This window comes from Aquisalinus luteolus (genome assembly GCF_009712425.2).
GTDB lineage: Bacteria > Pseudomonadota > Alphaproteobacteria > Caulobacterales > Parvularculaceae > Aquisalinus > Aquisalinus luteolus.
The window spans coordinates 574,011-591,752 of sequence record NZ_VCJR02000002.1 but is presented as its reverse complement, the minus strand read 5'-3'; the positions used below and the strand labels follow the sequence as shown (position 1 = coordinate 591,752).

Sequence of the window (17,742 nt, the reverse complement as noted above, 5' to 3'; positions counted from 1 at the left end):
ATTACTTTGCCGATTCGGCGAAGCAGTCTTCTATGGGTTTAGAAAAAATTAACCATTTGTTGACGATTGCCTCGTCGACTCGCGGGTGTATGAAGCGCAAACCACAAATACCGAGCCTTGTCAGGCGCTTGCCAGCCATGGCAACCGGCATTGCCGCCGGGGCTTTCGCCCTCGCAATGCCCTTTGGCGCGTCTGCGGGCACGGTTATGCAGGACGGCAATACAGCCGCCGGTGCGATCGGCGCTGCCATCGACCCGACCTGGCTGACCATGGGCGGCGCGGTGTTGCTGGCGCTCGGCGCTGTTACCTATGCGCTGATCGTTTCGCGCGCCTCCAACAACCAGACGCTGACATGGTCGCGCAAGCTGGCCTCCATGGAAGCGAGCCTTGAGAAGTCAGAATCCATCCTTGCCGCCCATCCCGGCCTCGTCCTCGTCTGGAATGACAGCTATGACGATATCGGTTCCGGCTGGGGTAATCCGCGCGTGCTCGGCGGCCCGGCGGCGCTCGCCTCTCTGCTGACCTTCGCCGACGACAAGGCCGACAATTTCCTCAATCCGGCCAACGCCATCCTCAACGCGCTCGGCGAGTTGCCGCTGGATGAGGATGTCTCGCCGGAAGATGTCTCAAAGCTGCGAGAAAAGGTTCAGGAGCTGCGCCAGCATGGCGTAGCCTTCTCCGGCTCCATCGTCACCGATGAGGGCCGCTCGATCGAGGTCGATGGCCGTGTCGCCGGTGACCAGGTCACCCTGTGGCTGACCGACCCCGCCGTGCGTCTTGCCGAGGATGGCGGGGTGATGGGCAAGGCCCGCGACCGCGCCGCCGACCTGCATGGTGCCCTCAACCATCTCGACCGGATGCCGATGGCCGCCTGGCGCCGCGGGCCGGACATGCGCCTTGAATGGGTCAACGCCGCCTATGTGGAGATGGTCGAGGCCATCAACATGGAAGAGGTAATCGAGAGCCAGATCGAGATCGACCCGGCCTTTCGCAAGCTTGCCGCCCGCGCGGGCGAGGAATTCAAACGCTCCGGACGCCGCATCGTCGACGATTTCGTGCCGGTGAACATCAAGGGCGTGCGCCGCGTGCTGCGCATTGTCGAACAGCCTATGCATGCCGCCGGTGGCGCGGCCCAGTGCGGCATCGCCATCGATGTGACGAAACTCGAAAAGGCCCAGCAGGACCTGAAACGGCACCAGTCGGCGCACCGCAAGACGCTCGACCAGATGCCGTCCGCCGTTGCGGTTTTCTCCGCGACCCAGCAGCTCGACTATTACAACCAGGCTTTCCTCGACATGTGGAAGCTGGACGATGCCGAGCTGCGTACGCGCCCCAGCCATGGCGAGATTCTCGACAAGCTGCACCACACGGGGCGCCTGCCCGCCCACGGCAATTACGGCGAATGGAAGCGCGAGCAATTGGCTCTGTATACGGAAAGCGGCCTCGACGAGCGCTCCATCGACGGCATGGCGCCGGACGAGCTGTGGAACATGCCCAACGGCAACACCACCCGCGTCGTGCGCCAGCGCCACCCGCTCGGCGGCGTCGTCGTGATCTTCGAAGACATCACAGAGAAGCTGAAACTGGAGACCCAGTACAACACCCAGATCTCGGTCCAGCGCGCGACACTGAACAATCTCGCCGAAGGCGTTGCCGTGTTCGCCGCCGATGGGCATCTGCGCCTTTACAATTCGTCCTTCCAGCAGATGTGGAAGCTCGATGCCCGCATGCTCGGCGACCTGCCGGACTTCTCCAGCCTGACGAAGCAGTTCGACCGCCTTGCCGACGGCTCCGGCGATATCTGGAAACAGCTGAAGATGCGCGTCACCTCCTTCGCGCCGGAAGACCGCACGCCCCTCGACAATGTCGAGATGTCACTGAAAGACGGGCGCACGGTGTCGCTGACCACCGCCCCGCTGCCCGATGGCGCGACGCTCGTTACTTTCCTCGATGTCACGGACAGCCGCGAGCGCGAGAAGGAACTGCAGGAGCGCAATGAGTGGCTGGAGACGGCGGACCGGATCAAGACCAAGTTCGTCAACCACATCTCCTACAACCTGCGCAATCCGCTCAATACGATCATCGGCTTCTCCGAGATGCTGGAGACGGAGATGTTCGGTACGCTGAACGAACGTCAGAAGGAATATGCAGCCAACATCCTGTCGGCATCGAACCACCTGCTCGACCTGATCAACGACATCATCGACCTTGCCGCCATCGACGCCGGCAAGCTCGACCTCGAGATCAAGGAAATGGATGTCGCCGCGACGCTCAAGAACGCCGCAACCTATGCTGCGCTAAAGGCCGAAGACAGCCAGGTCAAGCTGAAGCTCGATATCTCGGAGGATGTCGGCACGATCATGGCCGACGAGAAACGCGTCAAGCAGGTCCTGTTCAACTTGCTCGCCAACGCCTTCACCTTCACAGAGGAAGGCGGCCGCGTACAGCTCGGCGCCGACCGCGATGGCAATACGGTGCGCATCTGGGTGCGCGATACCGGCCGCGGCGTTTCCGCAGACGATCAGGCCAAGGCGTTCAACCGGTTCGAGAGCCGTGGCCCAGGCGCCGGCGCCGGTCTCGGCCTGTCACTGGTCAAGAGCTTCATCGAACTGCATGGCGGCTGGGTGCGCCTGTCCTCCCGCCAGGGCAAGGGCACGCTCATTACCTGCCACCTGCCTGCCAGTGGACCCGATATCTCCTCCGGCGACGCCGATGACGACAGCGAGCCGCTGGTCTTCACGCCGGGCAAGGCCAGGCGCGTCGGCGCTGGCAGCAGCGAGCAGACCACGAGCAAAAGCGCTGCGTCCGGCTAGTCATCCCGCCAGCACCACATAACCGCAATTTAAGCTCCCCAGCCGCTCGTCAGCCTGTATAAAGGCGGGCATGAGTTTATTAATCCTCGCCATAGCGGCCCTGTCGGGTCCAGCGGTCGCCCAGCCAGAAATGGCCTCAACCACAAATACCTACGATGAAGCTATCGACGTGCGCGACAGCTTCGCCGGCGAGGTTGATCCGCGTTATGGCGATTGCGTTGCCGCTCTCGACACCGACCCTGAGGCGGGCCGCGCCGCTGCACTGCGCTGGGTGACCGATGGCGGCGGGCCGCCGGCGATCCACTGCGCTGCCCTAGCCGACCTTGCCATGGACCTGCCCCGCGTTGGCGCCCGCAGGCTCTATGCGCTTGCAGAAGACCTGCGTGAAGAAGATCCCGGCATGGCCGCCCGCCTTTACGCCCAGTCGGCGCAGGCCTGGCTTGCCGGTGATGAGCCGGAAAACGCGCTGATCCCGCTGGAAAAGGCCTATGGCCTCGCACCGCGCTCGCCCGAACTGCACCTGATGGCAGCCCCCGTCTATGCCGGAGCCCAGCGCTGGGGCCAGACCAAGCGCGTGCTCGACCTGCTGGAATCGGAGAACCGCCTCAACGCCAATGGCTACACCCTGCGCGCCAAGGCAAAGCAGATGCTTGCCGACTATGAAGGTGCCGCAGCCGATATCCGCACCGCCTTGCGTCAGGAGCCGGACAATATCGACGCGCTGATCATCCGCGGCGAGCTGATCCAGGCAGGCTACAGGATCGATCCCTGGGGTGAAAACTAGGCGAGCGACAAGCCGCCGACACCGCCCCTACTGGACGAAAGCGCCGAACAGGGCAAATCTTGGCATATCAGTTGTGTTTACAAGGTCCGGGGGACCAGATGGCCGTCAGTGATCAGGCAGAAGCGGACTATCTGTCCGACAGCGTATCCGTATCGGAGAAAGCCGATGCGCCGAAGCTGTCCGGCTCCCGCATGGCCGTCATCGCCCTGACAGACCGCCTCGCCCGCCGGGCCATGCCCGGCCTCGTTCTTGTCTTTGCCGGCGCGATTTGCCTCAGTCTCTATCATATCATCAGTGCACCTTCCGCCGGGGCGGTCATCCGTACGCTGTTGTGGCTGGGGATGTCACTCTCGTCTGTCTGGATTGTCGCACGCCGCCTGCGCCGCTATCGCATGGGCGGGCTAATCGCATCGCGGCCGCTGACCTGGCGCGCCGGGCATAGTGCGGGGCTCGGCGTCATCTCCACGGCGCTTGGCTGCGGTGCCCTGATGCTGACATCAGGCCTGGCACCGATGCCTGCGGCAGTTACCGTCCTGATCCTGACAATTCTGTTGCTGTCACTGGCACTCGGCAATATCGCCCACGCCCGTGCCGCGCTTGCCGCAGCGCTGCCAGGACTTGCCCTGGCGGGCTTTGCCGGCACACAGGTCGATACAGGCCCCATGACACCGGCAGGAATTATGCTGCTGATCGCTGCGGGACTGAGCATGCTGACTGCAGTCTGGGGCATTGTCCGCAACCGGCGTCTGGTCGCAATCGCTCTCGACCAGCATCCCCGCCACGAGATCATGGCGATTTCGGCGCGCCGCAAGAAGACGACCAGCGCCTATAACCCGTTCAAGATGAAACCATCCCGCCCGGCCACTGCCGCCGCGAAGTCGTCGGTGACCTCGCGGCCCTATGGCAGGGTCAAGCTCTACACACCCAAATAATTACAGACCGAGGGAGCTGTAGCTTGCCGCGATCGAGTTGATCGAGACGTAATAGGCGGCGGTGCGCATATCGGTGATCGCGGCGTGGCTCTCCCATACTTCGCGAATGCTCTCATAGGCACCGCGCATCGTGTCGTCTAGACCGGAGCGTACGAGATCCAGCTCCGACGCGCCCTGTATGAACTGCGCCTTGAACGCATCCGAAAACGTCGTACCCGTCTGTTTTTCAAGTTCGGCAACCAACAGGTTTGCCTTCGCCTCTTCCTGGCGGCGCTGCATGCGCCCGAAGCGGATGTGCGACAGGTTCTTGACCCACTCGAAATAGGACACGGTCACGCCGCCTGCGTTGGCGTAGAGATCAGGAATGATGATCGTGCCGTTGCGGCGCAGGATCGCGTCAGCGCCAGCCGTCACAGGGCCGTTTGCGGCTTCGATGATCAGCTTGGCTTTGACATTCGCCGCATTGCCGGAATGGATCGAGCCTTCGATCGCCGCCGGGATCATGATATCGCATTCATGCTCCAGCAGCTTCATGCCGTCGGCGATATACTCCGCCCCCGGAAAACCTTTCACACCGCCGGTGGAAGTAATGTGTTCCTTGAGCGTCGTGATGTTCAGGCCATTGGGATCGAACACTGCGCCATCCCGCTCGATCACGGCGATCACCTTGGCGCCATCATCTTCGGACACGAACTTGGCAGCGTGATAACCGACATTGCCGAGCCCCTGGACAATGACGGTCTTGCCGTCGAGATCACCGGTCATGCCTGCTTTCTTGGCATCCTCCGGATAACGGAAGAAACACCGCAGCGCGTATTGCACGCCGCGGCCCGTCGCCTCCACACGGCCTGCAATGCCGCCCTTGTTCAGCGGCTTGCCGGTAACGCAGGCGAACGAGTCGATCTCGGTCGAATGGAGGCGCTTGTATTCATCCGCCATCCACGCCATTTCGCGCTCGCCCGTGCCCATGTCGGGTGCGGGCACGTTTTGGGACGGAGAGATCAGGTCGCGTTTGGAAAGCTCATAGGTGAAGCGGCGGGTGATCCGCTCCAGCTCATGGGGCTCCCAGTCGGCCGGGTTGATGCACAGCCCACCTTTGGAGCCGCCGAAGGGCGCTTCTACGAGGGCGCATTTATAGGTCATCAGCGCGGCCAGCGCCTCGACCTCGTCCTGGTTGACCGACAGGGCATAGCGGATACCGCCCTTGACCGGTTCCAGATGTTCGGAATGCACCGCGCGATAGCCGACGAATGTGTGGATCTCGCCGCGCAGGCGCACACCGAAGCGCACCGTATACGTCGAATTACAGACGCGGATCTTTTCTTTCAGGCCAGGGGAAATATCCAGATGAGCGGCGGCCCGCTCGAACATCATGTCGACACTTTCGCGGAAAGTCGTTTCGCGTCCGGTCTTGTTGGTCATTCTGGATAGGCTCCCTGTTTGTTATGGTTATCAGTGGCGGAAGTGGCGCATGCCGGTGAAGACCATGGCAAGGCCTGCATCATCGGCAGCGGAGATGACATCCTTGTCCTTGATCGAACCGCCCGGCTGGATGACCGCCGTCGCGCCAGCTTCCGCAGCGGCGAGCAGACCGTCCGGGAACGGAAAGAAGGCATCCGATGCCACGACGGAGCCGACGGCAAGCGGCTTGTCGGCGCCGCAGGCTTCAGCGGCATCCTGCGACTTGCGCGCGGCGATGCGGCTGGAATCGAGCCGGCTCATCTGCCCGGCGCCGATACCGACGGTCGCGCCGTCCTTGGCATAAACGATGGCATTCGACTTCACATGCTTGGCAACACGGAAGGCGAACAAAAGGTCCGCCAGTTCCTGTTCGTTCGGCTGGCGTTTTGTCACGATCTCCAGATCATCCGCCGCAATGCGCCCGGCATCGCGGGACTGGCGCAGCAGGCCCCCGGCAATGGTCTTTAGCATCTCGCCGCCACGGCCCGCATCGGCGAGGCCTTCGGTCAGCAGCAGGCGCAGGTTTTTCTTGGCCGCGAAGATTTTCATCGCGGCCTCGTCAGCGCCCGGCGCGATGACGACTTCGGTGAATATCTTCGTGATTTCTATCGCGGCTTCCTCCGTCAGCGGACGGTTCAGCGCAACAATGCCGCCAAAAGCGGAAACCGGATCGCAGCGCAGAGCCAGGCGATAGGCGTCCTCGATAGAAGCCCCCGTCGCAACACCGCACGGATTGGCGTGCTTGATGATCGCTACTGCGGGCTCGCCACCATCGAATTCGGAAACGAGTTCAAAGGCCGCATCGGTATCGTTGATATTGTTGTACGACAGCTCCTTGCCCTGCACCTGCCGCGCGGTCGACACGCCCTCAACCGTTTCACTGGCGACATAAAAAGCTGCCTGCTGGTGTGGGTTCTCGCCATAGCGCAGCGACTGGCGCAGCGTGCCGGAGACCGTCACCCGGCGCGGCGTCTCGTCACCGATCGCTTTCGCAAACCAGGTCGAGATCGCCGCGTCATAGGCGGCGGTGCGGGCATAGGCGTTGGCCGCGAGCTTCTTCTTCAGCTCAAGCGACAGCCCGCCATGCTGGTCCAGCTCGGCGAGGACAGCGGCATAATCCTCCGTATCGGTCACGACGCCGACATGGGCATGGTTCTTGGCCGCCGCGCGGATCATCGCAGGACCGCCAATGTCGATATTCTCGATGCAGGTGTCGTAGTCGGCACCGGCAGCGACAGTCTTCTCGAACGGATAGAGATTGACGACGAGGAGGTCGATGGCGGCGATGCCGTGCTCTTCCATGGAGGCGACGTGATCGTCCTTGTCGCGGAGGGCCAGCAGCCCGCCATGGACACCGGGGTGCAGCGTTTTTACCCGGCCATCCATCATTTCCGGGAAACCGGTCAGGTCGGAGACGTCCTTGACGTCCAGCCCCTCGTCGCGCAGCAGCTTGGCGGTGCCACCGGTGGAGACAAGCTCAACGCCCAGCCCGGCAAGGGCTTTCGCGAAGTCGGCAATGCCGTCCTTGTCTGAAACGGAAAGAAGGGCGCGTTTTACGGGGGTCGTCGCAGTCTGCATGAAATCGGCTTTCCTTTTGCTCACCAATATAAGTGGGTCAAAGCCGGTTCAAGCGTGAGTCCTGCTCAAGGCCAAGAAAACAGTGCGGTGCTCAGGTTTTCGCCGATTTTGGCATAAATTGCCGCTGGGGTGCCGTGTGAGGGCGGAATTCTGGCACAAGATGGCTCACTGCCTCACCCAGCGCCTCCTCATCACAGCTCTGGGCGTGCCGGATCACGTCAGCAACCCGCGGATTGAGCAGCGGCAGATCGATCATGGTCGGGGAGGCAAGCAGCACGCCATCGGCGCCGGTCTTGACCAGTCTTTCCGTATCCAGAAAAATTTCCTCGAACAGCTTCTCGCCAGACCTGAGCCCGGTGAACTCTATCTTGATATCGACATCCGGCTTCAGGCCATGGGATTCGATCATCCGGCGTGCCAGCTCCACGATCTTGATCGGTTCACCCATGTCGAGCACGAAGATGCGCCCGTCATGGGTGACGACCCCGCGTTGGCCATGGTCGAGCCCGGCCGCCTGCAGCACCAATTGCACGGCTTCGCGCGTCGTCATGAAATAACGGGAGATATCGGGATGGGTGACGGTGATCGGCCCGCCCTTGGCGATCTGGCGCTCGAACAGCGGCGCGACGGAGCCGGTGGAGCCGAGAACGTTGCCGAAGCGCACGGTCACGAAGCGCGTATCGGTCTGCGCCACGTCGAGGGCCTGGGTATAAAGCTCGGCAATCCTCTTGGTCGCGCCCATGAAGCTGGTCGGGTTGACCGCCTTGTCGGTAGAAATGAAGACGACAGCCTCGGTCTTGGCCTCCACCGCCGCATCGAACACATTCTTCGCTCCCATCACATTGGTCAGGGCAGCGGGGCAGCGATTTTCCTCCACGATCGGCACATGCTTGAACGCAGCGGCATGCAGCACGATATCCGGGCGGATCTGCTCGAAAATCCGGTTCAGGTGGTCGCGGCGGCAGACATCGACGAGTTGCGAGAAAATCGGCACCGATGTGCCCAGTTCGCGCATCTCCATGTCGATCTGATAGAGATTGAACTCCGAATTATCGACGAGGATCATCTGCTCGGGATGGAATTCATTGACCTGGCGCACCAGTTCCGACCCGATCGTGCCACCTGCACCGGTGATCAGCACGCGTTTTCCTGCGATCAGGCGCGTGGCCGCACGCAAATCGATGGAACGGGGCGCTCTTTGCAGGAGCTTGGCACTGTCCAGGGTGGATAGCCCGGTGAAATCGCTGGGGGCACGTCGCGTCTTGACGACCTCGGTCGGCAGTGAACGCTGCAACTTGTCTTTAAACCATGAGAACATTCGTTATTGCTTCCCCGCAAAACTCAACTAAGTGATTATCCCCTCACAACCACAGATAGCGCTCATAAGCGTCATCTTACAGTAACGCAATCTTGGCACAACAGGTTTCAGGGAAAACTGATTAAATTGACGCTTTGCGGAAGGCCCATTTAATCTGTGTCGCATTGTCACCACCGGCACGGGGCCTCACAACCAGCTGGCTTGTCGCCTGTTTGCGCCCGCCGGCGCCGCAGTAAAGGCTCTTCTCGATTGAGATATCCGCCTTGCCGGCAAGGAAGGTCCAGCCTTCGTTACGCGGCGTTACGAGTATGACCGAGCGCCCGTCCCGCGACAGGGAAGCCTTGATACCGGGGTGCAGGTGAAAGCGGATGACGAAGGGTGGCACACGGTGCCCGCCTGCCGCGATCAGCACATCCTCGCCGCGCAGGTCGTCGCCATCGACACTCAGATACAGCCGCCGCCGGTGGGTTGCGCCGGGTGCGCCAGCGACCTGCTGGCGCTCAAGCTCCAGGAGCTGGCCATGGCGGTCTTCTTCGAGGTGATGATAAAGCGGGCGGCCCTGGGTCTGGTTTGCAGCCCCGCCGATGCGATGGGCGGTCTGCACGCACAGGGTCGAGTGCGCATCGGCGCCGCTTACAGCCCCGTGCCACGCCTTCAGCTTGTCGGGCGTCATGCGCGGCTCGTTGGCAGCAAAGGTCTCGATTGACCCGCAATTGACGATGATCCGCTCGCGACCATCTGACAGCTGGATGGAAAAGGCGCTGTCATAGGGCGTCACAGGGTCGCCCGCGATCAGCGGCCGGGTCTGGATCTGGCGCCCGCGCGATCCGGTATCGACGAACAGATAGGTCCGTGCCCCGGACAGGCGCTGGTAACCGGACTGGGAAGCAAAATCGATACGGCTGCGATTGCTGGCATCATGGGCAAGGCACGCAGCCAGCGCCCTTGCATCGTCTTCATAAGAGCCGTTGAACACGGCAAGACGGCCATCGCCGCATCGGAAGAATTCGACCATGTCGGTCGTGCGCCCGACCGCGTGATAAAGAAAATTCGGCGGAGCAAGGTCCTTCTGCTCATAGGCTGCAATAATGATCTGCAGGCGGAGCGCCAGCATCAGCTGGAAGGACGGATTGCGGCTGATATGCCCGCCATCGGCGCGCAGCTGCAGGCGCAGCTCCCGGCGCAACAGTTCAGCGCCCTGCTGTTCGCAGGGCCGGTGATAGGGCAGGATCAACCCTGCGGCGATCAGGCTCATCGCTGCGACGAGGCGACTGCCCGGATGATCGATGCGAGAAACGGATTTGGACAGGTGCCGCGCCTGGCGCGCCATGGAGGTAAGGAACTTGCCACGCCACACTGCGTCCGCCCCTTCCATCAACCAGCCGCCATGGGAGCACATCGCCCACAGCCGTTCGGCGACCAGATCGGGTGCCCACACCTCCGGCTCATAAATGCCGTGTTGCGTCAGCCAGCCAAGCGCCAGCGCCCGGGCCGGTTCGCGGGCATCGTCGCCCGCACCGCGCAGCTCTCGCAGCCACGAAAATTCCTGTAGCCGCCGCGCCCAGACGGTGTCTTCCTCTGCGGCGAGCCATGGCGCCACGAAGCCCTCGGCCTCCATCGATCCATCATCATCGGCAGACAACGCTTCGAGATATTGCGCGATCAGTTCCTCGCCGCGTTCAGGATCGGCCTTGTACGGATCGTCGAGCGAGAATGCCATGCGGTCCGGTGCAGGGCCGTTCAACTGCATCTCGTAGAACATGCCGTCGCGGAAGATTTTTTTCTGTTTACGGTTATCGCCTGCTGCCATGACCGGGCGTCAGCCTCCCCGCCGTAACATGTCGATATTGGCAGCATAGTCCGCCGCATCGCCGGTGAAGACGGCGCTGCCGGCCACCAAGGACGTTGCGCCTGCCTCAACGACAGACTTGACGGTCTCGGCATTCACGCCGCCATCGACCTCCAGAACGATATCGCGGCCGGATGCCTTGATCATGCTGGCGACCCCGGCAATCCGGTCGAGCTGGGACGGAATGAATTTCTGCCCGCCAAAGCCGGGATTGACGCTCATGATCAGTACAAGGTCGATATCCCCCATCACCGGTTCGAGGAGGGAGAGAGGCGTTGCCGGGTTAAGCGCGACACCGCATTTCTTGCCCAGCGACTTGATCAGCTGCAACGAGCGGTGCAGGTGCGGGCCGGCTTCCGGATGGATGGTGATGATATCGGCACCTGCCTCCGCAAAGAGCGGGATGAACAAATCCACCGGCTCGATCATCAGGTGCACATCGAACGGCTTGGCCGAGACCTTGCGGATCGATTTCACCACCAGCGGACCGATGGTCATGTTCGGCACGAAATGCCCGTCCATGACATCGACATGGATCATGTCGGCGCCAGCCTCGTCGATCGCCCTGACCTCGTCACCGAGGCGCGAAAAATCAGCGGAAAGAATGGATGGGGCGATCATGACAGGCATGGGGTTCACCATAAGCTGCGCCGCGTGGCCGGAGCAATGGGATGTAGGCCGTGTGGCCGCCCCATTACCAATAAAAAATGCCTCCGCAGGAAAACGGAGGCATTTTTTATAGTCTGTGCAAGTCAGTTCAGGGTCGTCATTGGCCTTGGGCCAAACTTGGCGGTATTTGCCAAACTAGAGATCTGTATCAAGGGATCAGCAGGACACAAATCTGAAAACTTCGTTGACAATTTATATCGCCTTCAACTGAGGCGGAATTAGGGCAAGAGCCGGTCTTTTTTGCCCTAATTCATTGTTTCTAAAGGGATTTGTCCCAATCTGGCACAGAAATCAGACGGCAGCCGAATAATCCACTGGCTCATCGTGCTTTCGAGATTGTCTGCCACGCAGGGGCGCCAGCACCTTGCCGACGGCATCGCCTGACTTGTTCCAGCCCCACATGGCAGCAGCACTAAGGCCCGCGCCTGCGAGCATCCCTGCTTCCCACTGCACATCGAGGAAAGCGACACCGGTCAGGGCAAAAACCGCAAGACTGACCACGGTGATCAGCCAGCGGCCAGGCTTTTTCAGCACTTTCGAGGTCACCTTCGCAGCGGCCTTGGCAGCCTTGACCGGCGCTTTCGCAGCGGCAGCACCAGCCTTGCCAAGTGCAGTCCCCGCACCGGCCAGCCAGTTCAGCAGGCGGTTAGCACCGATCAGCGCGACGGCAGACGAAATCAGTCCTGCCAGCGCAGCCCAGGCGGCATAACGCTGGGCATCGGGCCCCAGGAGATGTGGGTCGGCCTCTGCGGCAGGCATGGTCCAGGCAAGGCTTGCCTCGTCGTTCATGGAGATATTGGCGGAATCCGGCGTCTCGATAGGATCGGTCTGGGCTGCCCTGGCAGCACTGCTCAAGACGCCGAATACTGCGGCGGCGATCACGAAACCGGCGGCGCCAGCCGCGGTCGTGGCTTTCAGACCGGCCTTTTTGCCGGAGGATTTGCGGGAATGTGTCGCCATGCAAGCGCCCCTCTGTCGAAGCTAAACCAGCTCTACAGGTGGGGATGGTTAAACAAGTGTTCAAGTCCGCGTGAGGTTTGGGGCTTACAGGCCTCCTACAGTCCCCGGCGTCTTTTGGCTGCCGTCAGCGTGTTTTTCAGAAGGCACGCAATGGTCATCGGGCCGACACCGCCGGGCACCGGGGTGATCGCCCCCGCAACCGCACTTGCCGCGTCATAGTCGACATCACCGACAAGGCGGCTCTTGCCCTCACCTTTCTCTGGCGCATCGACGCGGTTGATGCCGACATCGATCACCACCGCCCCCGGTTTGATCCAGTCGCCCTTGACCATTTCCGGCCGGCCGACCGCCGCGCAGAGAATATCTGCCCCACGGCAGACCTCTTCGAGATCCTTGGTGCGCGAATGAGCCGTCGTCACCGTGCAATTCTCCGCCAGCAACAGGCTCGCTAGCGGCTTGCCGACCAGGATCGAGCGCCCCAGCACCACGGCATTGGCGCCGGACATGTCCTCCATCACTGTCTTGATCAGCAGGATAGAGCCTTGCGGCGTACACGGAACGAGCGCGTCCTTGCCCAGCACCAGCCGCCCGGCATTGACCTCGGTCAGACCGTCGACATCCTTGTCCGGGTCGATTTCATTGATCACCACATTGGCATCGATATGGCCGGGCAACGGCAGCTGCACGAGGATGCCGTCAACCTCGTCATCGCCATTTAGACGCCGCACCAGCGCGATAACCTCGTCCTGGCTGGTGTCCGCCGGCAGCTTGTGCTCGATAGAGCGCATGCCCGCCTCGCGCGTTGCGATGCCCTTGTTGCGGACATAGACCTGGCTTGCCGGATCCTCGCCGACCAACACCACGGCGAGGCCGGGTGTGAAGCCATGATCCTTTTCCAGTGCGGCAACCCCCGCGGCGACATCCTCGCGGACGGATTTTGCGACGGCCTTGCCATCAATGATCCTGGCGCTCATGAGCCTTTATCCCTTGCTTGTCCCTTTATTGGGGCTGGCGGTTTCGAGTGCTGTCCGCACCATTTCGGCCGACGCCTCGAAGCGGACTGTCTTTGATCGTGACTTGCCGCCCGCGATAATCGAAATGGCCGATTTCGGCAAGCCCGTGGCCGCCGCCAGCAGCTTGATCACTGCCTTGTTCGCCTTGCCCTTGTCCGGCACGGCGCTGACCCTGACCTTCAGCACTATCGCCCCGTCTGCATCGGTCGCAAACCCCTCCACCGCATCGCGGGAGGCATTGGGCTGGACGCGGACGGCGATGATCGTTTCAATAGTCATCAGGCTGGCCTTATAGCGGTGAATATAAAGAGGGGAGTAGCATGAAAACAGATCCGGATCTCTGGCAACGGCTGGAACACATGACCTTTGACGAGGCTGGTGCTCCCTTGAGCGCAGCGCGGCGGCTGGCGCGGGAAAATGGCTGGTCGCCGGCCTTTGCCGAAAAGGTAATCGATGAATATCGTCGGTTTGCCTATCTCGCTGTCGTCGCCGGTCATGAGGTCACCCCATCCGACGAGGTCGACCAGGCCTGGCACCTGCACCTGACCTATACCCGGCATTATTGGGGCGACTTTGCGCAGATGCTCGGCACTCCGCTGCATCACGGGCCGACGCGCGGTACCGGCAGCGACAAGGTCCGCTATGAAGACAATTACGCCGCGACACTGGCGAGCTATGAGCGGGAATTCGGCGAGACGCCGCCCGCCGACATCTGGCCGGCTGCCAGTATCCGCTTCGGCGAGGCCCCCTTTTACCAGCGGGTCAATACACGCACCCATCTGGTCATCCCGATGCCGCGCGCGCTGTCGCGACTTGCCGGCAGCTGGCTAGGAAGGCTCGGGCTGGCGCTTGCCAGCCTGATGGCCGCAACCGGGTTATCGGTGGTCACCGCTCACGCAGCACTAAAAGAGATGAAAGGTGAACTGGGTCCGGTGATCTCCCTGCTCATCATTCTCGGCTTTTCCGGCATCATCATAGCGGCGCTGATCCACATCTTCCGCGATGGTGGCGGCAAGGGCGGCGGCAGCGGTTGTGCGGTGCAGCCGGTGGAGACAGCGGCTGCGGTTCAGGGTGCGGCGGATGCGGAGGCTAGGGCTTAGAAGCCGCTGTTGGAATAGGCCATCGGGATGAACACCTGGTTCTTCAGCACCTGAATGCCGATCAGCAGGAAAATCGGCGTGATGTCGATCCCGCCGATCGGCGGAATGAACCGGCGGATGGGGTTCAGGAGCGGGCCGACCAGCGCCTCGCAAAACCCCATGACATTCGACACCAGCGGCGTGCGCCACGAAACTACACCGAAGGCGAGCAGCCAGCCAAGGATGATCCAGACCAGCATGATCAGCAGGAAAAGATCCGACACGCGCCAGAGAATCTCGCCGATGATCGCCATCATGGTGTTCATTTGATAAATCCTTCCCTGCCATATGCGGAAACCCATACTTAGGCAGCGTTGCCATGGCTCGCAAGCGACCACGGAGCTGTAAATGAAGAACGGCGCGCCCCTGTGCAGAGCGCGCCGTCCATTCCCCTCTGCCGGAGCATTGGCTACCTTACCGGCGGCCTGCTCCCTGTCAGAGTTCTCTGGTTGTAGAGGTCCTAGTTCTTCAGGCGGACCGTGATGCCATAGGTGCGCGGATCGCCCGGATAGGCATTGAGGCTGCCCGGCGCACCAACCGAGGTGAAGACACCCTGGTTGTAGTATTCGTCCGTCAGGTTGCGGCCCCACAGCATGACCTCGACGCGCTCATCCGGCGTGGAGAAGCCGATCGAGCCGTTGAACAGGGTCACGGCATCCTCGATCTTGCGCGGATCCTGGTCGGTGCCGAGCTGGACCTCGCCGGAGTGATAGGCACCACCGCGGATGAACCACGGATAGTTGGCCACTTCCCCTTCATAGGTCGCGAACAGCGAGGCGACATCCTCGCGGGCGCCGGACAGCGGCAGACCCGAGGAGTCCTGGAAACCGTTGACGATGCAGTTGTCGAGAGCCGACAGGCCGGTCTCGGAATTGTCCGGACGGCCCTGGAGGAAATCGACGACCTCAGGCGCGGCGACAGCCGGGCACGAGCCGCGCAGATATTCCTCGTATTCAGCCTTGAACAGGTGCGTCCAGCCGGCATTGATGGTCAGGTTCGGGGTCGGTGCGATGACCGATTCCAGTTCCAGGCCCTGGATGCCAACCTCACCGGCGTTCTGCAGGACGAAGGCGCGACCGTTGAAGGTGTTGTCCTGATAATCCTCGACCTTCTGGTCGAACAGGGCAGCGTTCAGCGTCATCCTGTTGTCAAACAGGCGGGATTTCACACCCAGCTCGTAGCTGGTGGTGATCTCCGGATCGAAGGTCGGCGACGACGTGGCATTGTCCGCATAGGCGACGAAGGACACGTTGATACCGCCAGCCTTGAAGCCGCGGGCATAGCTGCCATAGACGTTCAGATTGTCGGTCAGCGCATAATCGGCAATCAGAGTGCCGGAGACGAAGTCATCGGAGACTTCCTGAGGCGTGGCCGTGCCCGGCGTGTTGAACTGCAGCGCCGTCAGGCCAAGCAGCGGGTTGACCGACGGATCGGAGTCGTTGGCATCGGCGAAAGCCTGTGCCCCGGCCTGGATCGCGGCGAAAGCCGGCGCGTTGTTGGTGGCAACGAACTGGATGTTTTGCGGGGTCGGCTGCAGGCCGGTATTGTTGAAGAACGCCGTTGCGAAAGCCTGCTGGTAGATCAGCGGGTTACCGGCAGCGGCAAAATCGTCGACGGTCAGGGCCGAGAACGGGTCATTGACGTTGATGTTGCCGGTCGAGCTTTTCTCTTCGGAACCAACACGCAGACCACCGGTCAGTGTCAGGCGGTCGGTCACGTCGTACTCGATCTGGCCGAACAGCGAATAGCTGTCTGTCTCGACATCGTAGTTTTCCAGGATCAGGCCATCATCGGCAGCGAGATACGTACCCGGCGCCTGCATGTTGAACAGCTCGACATAGCTGATCGCGCTGCCACCCGGCAGCTGTGCGTTGGCGGTGATTAGGTCAGCGAACGGACGCAGGTCTTCGCCATAGGTCTGGGATTGCGAGGTAGAGAGGTCCTGCGTGTAGTAATAGAAACCGGCCAGCCAGCGGGCGCGGTCGAACTCGCCATCGAAACGGATCTCCTGCGAGAAGACATCATACTCGTTGATGTTCTGGCGCGGACGGGAGGTGCGCAGATTGGTGAAGTCCGGGTCGATGCGGCGGTCTTCTTCCAGCGAGTCCCAGGCCGTGATCGAGGTCAGCGTAATGCCGTTGTCGAACTGGTATTCGGCCGTACCGGACAGGGCGCTTGTTTCCAGCGTCGTGTTCACGTCACCGTCGAACGCCACTTCGCGCTCTTCCTCGTCATCGAGGACGGTGCCGCCGAGGAAAGCGACAGCGGCGGCGTTGGCCGGCAGGTTGTAGGAGAACGGTGCTGCGCAGCAATCCTCGTCGATCTGGCCGTGCTCGCCGATCAGGCGGAAGGAGAACTTGTCAGTCGGCTCGAAATAGAGCTGGCCGCGCAGGTTGAAGCGGTCACGGTTGTTGACGTCCTCGCCCTTCTCGATGTTGTCAATATAGCCGTCGCGCTTGTTGACCACACCGGAAACGCGGAACCCGACCGTGTCGGAGATCGGGCCGGAAACAGTACCTTTCAGGATGCGGCTGTTGTAATTGCCGATGGTCGCTTCACCGATCGCCTCTAACTCGTTGGTCGGCAGGCGGGTGGTATAGCTGATGACACCGGCCGGTGTGTTGCGGCCATACAGGGTCGATTGCGGGCCGCGGATGACCTCGACACGCTCAAGCGAGATGAAGTCGTTGATCGACGCAGACTGGCGAGACTTGTAGACGCCATCGACGAAGACGCCGACGGACGGCTCGAGGCCGATATTGTCGGAGGAGGTACCGATACCGCGGATCGCGTAACCGACAACGCCGGCACCCGATTGCTGGTAGACGGACAGCGACGGGGTCAGCGTCTGCAGGTCCTGGATGTTGGTGATCTGCGCCTTCTCCATCTGCTCCGCGCTGACCGCAGTGACGGCAACCGGCGTATCGAGCAGGGTCGATTCCTTTTTCTGGGTGGTGATGACGATTTCATCGACCTGGGCGAAGGCCGGTGCAGCGGCCATGGCAGTAGCGACGAGAATGCTGGAGCCCATCAGCAGGGCGTTGCGGTTTTTCATATGTTTCCTCCGGGGTACGTTAATCGCACCGTAAAATTTCTGCCAAAATGCCATAAAAGCAGGATGTTACAAAGTACCCTGCACAGCTGCAGGCCGCTTTCCGCCTAGATGGCCCGGCAGGTGTGACTGAAAAGGCTCACACATAACTGAGCCCAGAATGCCGAATTATGG

General features: G+C 61.6%; 14 protein-coding genes. 4 read left to right on the top strand and 10 right to left on the bottom strand.

What is annotated here, in order from left to right:
- The first annotated feature begins 137 nt into the window (after positions 1 to 137).
- The 3 genes from FF098_RS11375 (at position 138) to FF098_RS11365 (ending at position 4,529) form a co-directional block, all read left to right on the top strand.
- Positions 138 to 2,813, top strand: a complete 2,676-nt coding sequence (locus FF098_RS11375) for a sensor histidine kinase (protein WP_166426496.1) — start codon at positions 138 to 140, stop codon at positions 2,811 to 2,813.
- 70 nt (positions 2,814 to 2,883) lie between these two features.
- On the top strand, positions 2,884 to 3,597 hold the full coding sequence (locus FF098_RS11370; protein ID WP_155140564.1) for a tetratricopeptide repeat protein: 714 nt from the start codon (positions 2,884 to 2,886) through the stop codon (positions 3,595 to 3,597).
- Between the two features lie 98 nt (positions 3,598 to 3,695).
- Positions 3,696 to 4,529, top strand: a complete 834-nt coding sequence (locus FF098_RS11365) for a hypothetical protein (protein ID WP_155140562.1) — start codon at positions 3,696 to 3,698, stop codon at positions 4,527 to 4,529.
- Here the strand turns inward: FF098_RS11365 and FF098_RS11360 are convergent, their stop codons facing one another.
- The 8 genes from FF098_RS11360 to FF098_RS11325 form a co-directional block, all read right to left on the bottom strand.
- The gene (locus FF098_RS11360; protein WP_155140560.1) at positions 4,530 to 5,951 is read right to left on the bottom strand and encodes a Glu/Leu/Phe/Val family dehydrogenase; all 1,422 of its coding nucleotides are present in this window, start codon (positions 5,949 to 5,951) and stop codon (positions 4,530 to 4,532) included.
- A 30-nt stretch (positions 5,952 to 5,981) separates the two neighbouring features.
- Positions 5,982 to 7,568 carry a bifunctional phosphoribosylaminoimidazolecarboxamide formyltransferase/IMP cyclohydrolase gene (gene purH, locus FF098_RS11355; protein WP_155140558.1) on the bottom strand — a complete coding sequence of 529 codons (1,587 nt, stop codon included), beginning with the start codon at positions 7,566 to 7,568 and terminating at the stop codon, positions 5,982 to 5,984.
- A gap of 91 nt (positions 7,569 to 7,659) precedes the next feature.
- Positions 7,660 to 8,886, bottom strand: coding sequence for a UDP-N-acetylglucosamine 4,6-dehydratase family protein (locus tag FF098_RS11350; protein ID WP_155140556.1), 1,227 nt, complete (start codon positions 8,884 to 8,886; stop codon positions 7,660 to 7,662).
- A gap of 121 nt (positions 8,887 to 9,007) precedes the next feature.
- A complete protein-coding gene (locus tag FF098_RS11345) occupies positions 9,008 to 10,696 on the bottom strand; it encodes a heparinase II/III family protein (protein ID WP_155140554.1) in 1,689 nt (562 codons plus the stop codon).
- Between the two features lie 9 nt (positions 10,697 to 10,705).
- Entirely contained in the window at positions 10,706 to 11,365 is a 660-nt protein-coding gene (rpe, locus tag FF098_RS11340; protein ID WP_155140552.1) for a ribulose-phosphate 3-epimerase, read from the bottom strand.
- Between the two features lie 330 nt (positions 11,366 to 11,695).
- A complete protein-coding gene (locus FF098_RS11335) occupies positions 11,696 to 12,364 on the bottom strand; it encodes a hypothetical protein (RefSeq protein WP_155140550.1) in 669 nt (222 codons plus the stop codon).
- A 95-nt stretch (positions 12,365 to 12,459) separates the two neighbouring features.
- Positions 12,460 to 13,338 carry a bifunctional methylenetetrahydrofolate dehydrogenase/methenyltetrahydrofolate cyclohydrolase FolD gene (gene folD / locus FF098_RS11330; RefSeq protein ID WP_155140548.1) on the bottom strand — a complete coding sequence of 293 codons (879 nt, stop codon included), beginning with the start codon at positions 13,336 to 13,338 and terminating at the stop codon, positions 12,460 to 12,462.
- Between the two features lie 6 nt (positions 13,339 to 13,344).
- Positions 13,345 to 13,656: a DUF167 family protein gene (locus FF098_RS11325; RefSeq protein ID WP_155140546.1), complete on the bottom strand. Its 312-nt coding sequence runs from the start codon at positions 13,654 to 13,656 to the stop codon at positions 13,345 to 13,347.
- A 41-nt stretch (positions 13,657 to 13,697) separates the two neighbouring features.
- Between FF098_RS11325 and FF098_RS11320 the strand changes: the two genes are divergently transcribed.
- Positions 13,698 to 14,477 carry a glycine-rich domain-containing protein gene (locus tag FF098_RS11320; RefSeq protein ID WP_155140544.1) on the top strand — a complete coding sequence of 260 codons (780 nt, stop codon included), beginning with the start codon at positions 13,698 to 13,700 and terminating at the stop codon, positions 14,475 to 14,477.
- Here the strand turns inward: FF098_RS11320 and FF098_RS11315 are convergent.
- Both FF098_RS11315 and FF098_RS11310 read right to left on the bottom strand, forming a co-directional pair.
- Positions 14,474 to 14,782, bottom strand: a complete 309-nt coding sequence (locus FF098_RS11315; RefSeq protein ID WP_166426495.1) for a YggT family protein — start codon at positions 14,780 to 14,782, stop codon at positions 14,474 to 14,476. The genes FF098_RS11320 and FF098_RS11315 overlap by 4 nt on opposite strands.
- Positions 14,783 to 14,976: 194 nt before the next feature.
- A complete protein-coding gene (locus FF098_RS11310) occupies positions 14,977 to 17,571 on the bottom strand; it encodes a TonB-dependent receptor (protein WP_166426494.1) in 2,595 nt (864 codons plus the stop codon).
- Positions 17,572 to 17,742: the final 171 nt, after the last annotated feature.

Bases quoted from the DNA above. Each gene is read 5' to 3' on its own strand.
- FF098_RS11360 (WP_155140560.1), bottom strand. From the start codon at position 5,951: ATGACCAACAAGACCGGACGCGAAACGACTTTCCGCGAAAGTGTCGAC.
- FF098_RS11310 (WP_166426494.1), bottom strand. From the start codon at position 17,571: ATGAAAAACCGCAACGCCCTGCTGATGGGCTCCAGCATTCTCGTCGCT.
- rpe (WP_155140552.1), bottom strand. From the start codon at position 11,365: ATGCCTGTCATGATCGCCCCATCCATTCTTTCCGCTGATTTTTCGCGC.
- FF098_RS11375 (WP_166426496.1), top strand. From the start codon at position 138: ATGGCAACCGGCATTGCCGCCGGGGCTTTCGCCCTCGCAATGCCCTTT.
- FF098_RS11335 (WP_155140550.1), bottom strand. From the start codon at position 12,364: ATGGCGACACATTCCCGCAAATCCTCCGGCAAAAAGGCCGGTCTGAAA.
- FF098_RS11365 (WP_155140562.1), top strand. From the start codon at position 3,696: ATGGCCGTCAGTGATCAGGCAGAAGCGGACTATCTGTCCGACAGCGTA.
- FF098_RS11370 (WP_155140564.1), top strand. From the start codon at position 2,884: ATGAGTTTATTAATCCTCGCCATAGCGGCCCTGTCGGGTCCAGCGGTC.
- FF098_RS11345 (WP_155140554.1), bottom strand. From the start codon at position 10,696: ATGGCAGCAGGCGATAACCGTAAACAGAAAAAAATCTTCCGCGACGGC.
- FF098_RS11325 (WP_155140546.1), bottom strand. From the start codon at position 13,656: ATGACTATTGAAACGATCATCGCCGTCCGCGTCCAGCCCAATGCCTCC.
- FF098_RS11350 (WP_155140556.1), bottom strand. From the start codon at position 8,886: ATGTTCTCATGGTTTAAAGACAAGTTGCAGCGTTCACTGCCGACCGAG.
- folD (WP_155140548.1), bottom strand. From the start codon at position 13,338: ATGAGCGCCAGGATCATTGATGGCAAGGCCGTCGCAAAATCCGTCCGC.
- purH (WP_155140558.1), bottom strand. From the start codon at position 7,568: ATGCAGACTGCGACGACCCCCGTAAAACGCGCCCTTCTTTCCGTTTCA.
- FF098_RS11320 (WP_155140544.1), top strand. From the start codon at position 13,698: ATGAAAACAGATCCGGATCTCTGGCAACGGCTGGAACACATGACCTTT.
- FF098_RS11315 (WP_166426495.1), bottom strand. From the start codon at position 14,782: ATGAACACCATGATGGCGATCATCGGCGAGATTCTCTGGCGCGTGTCG.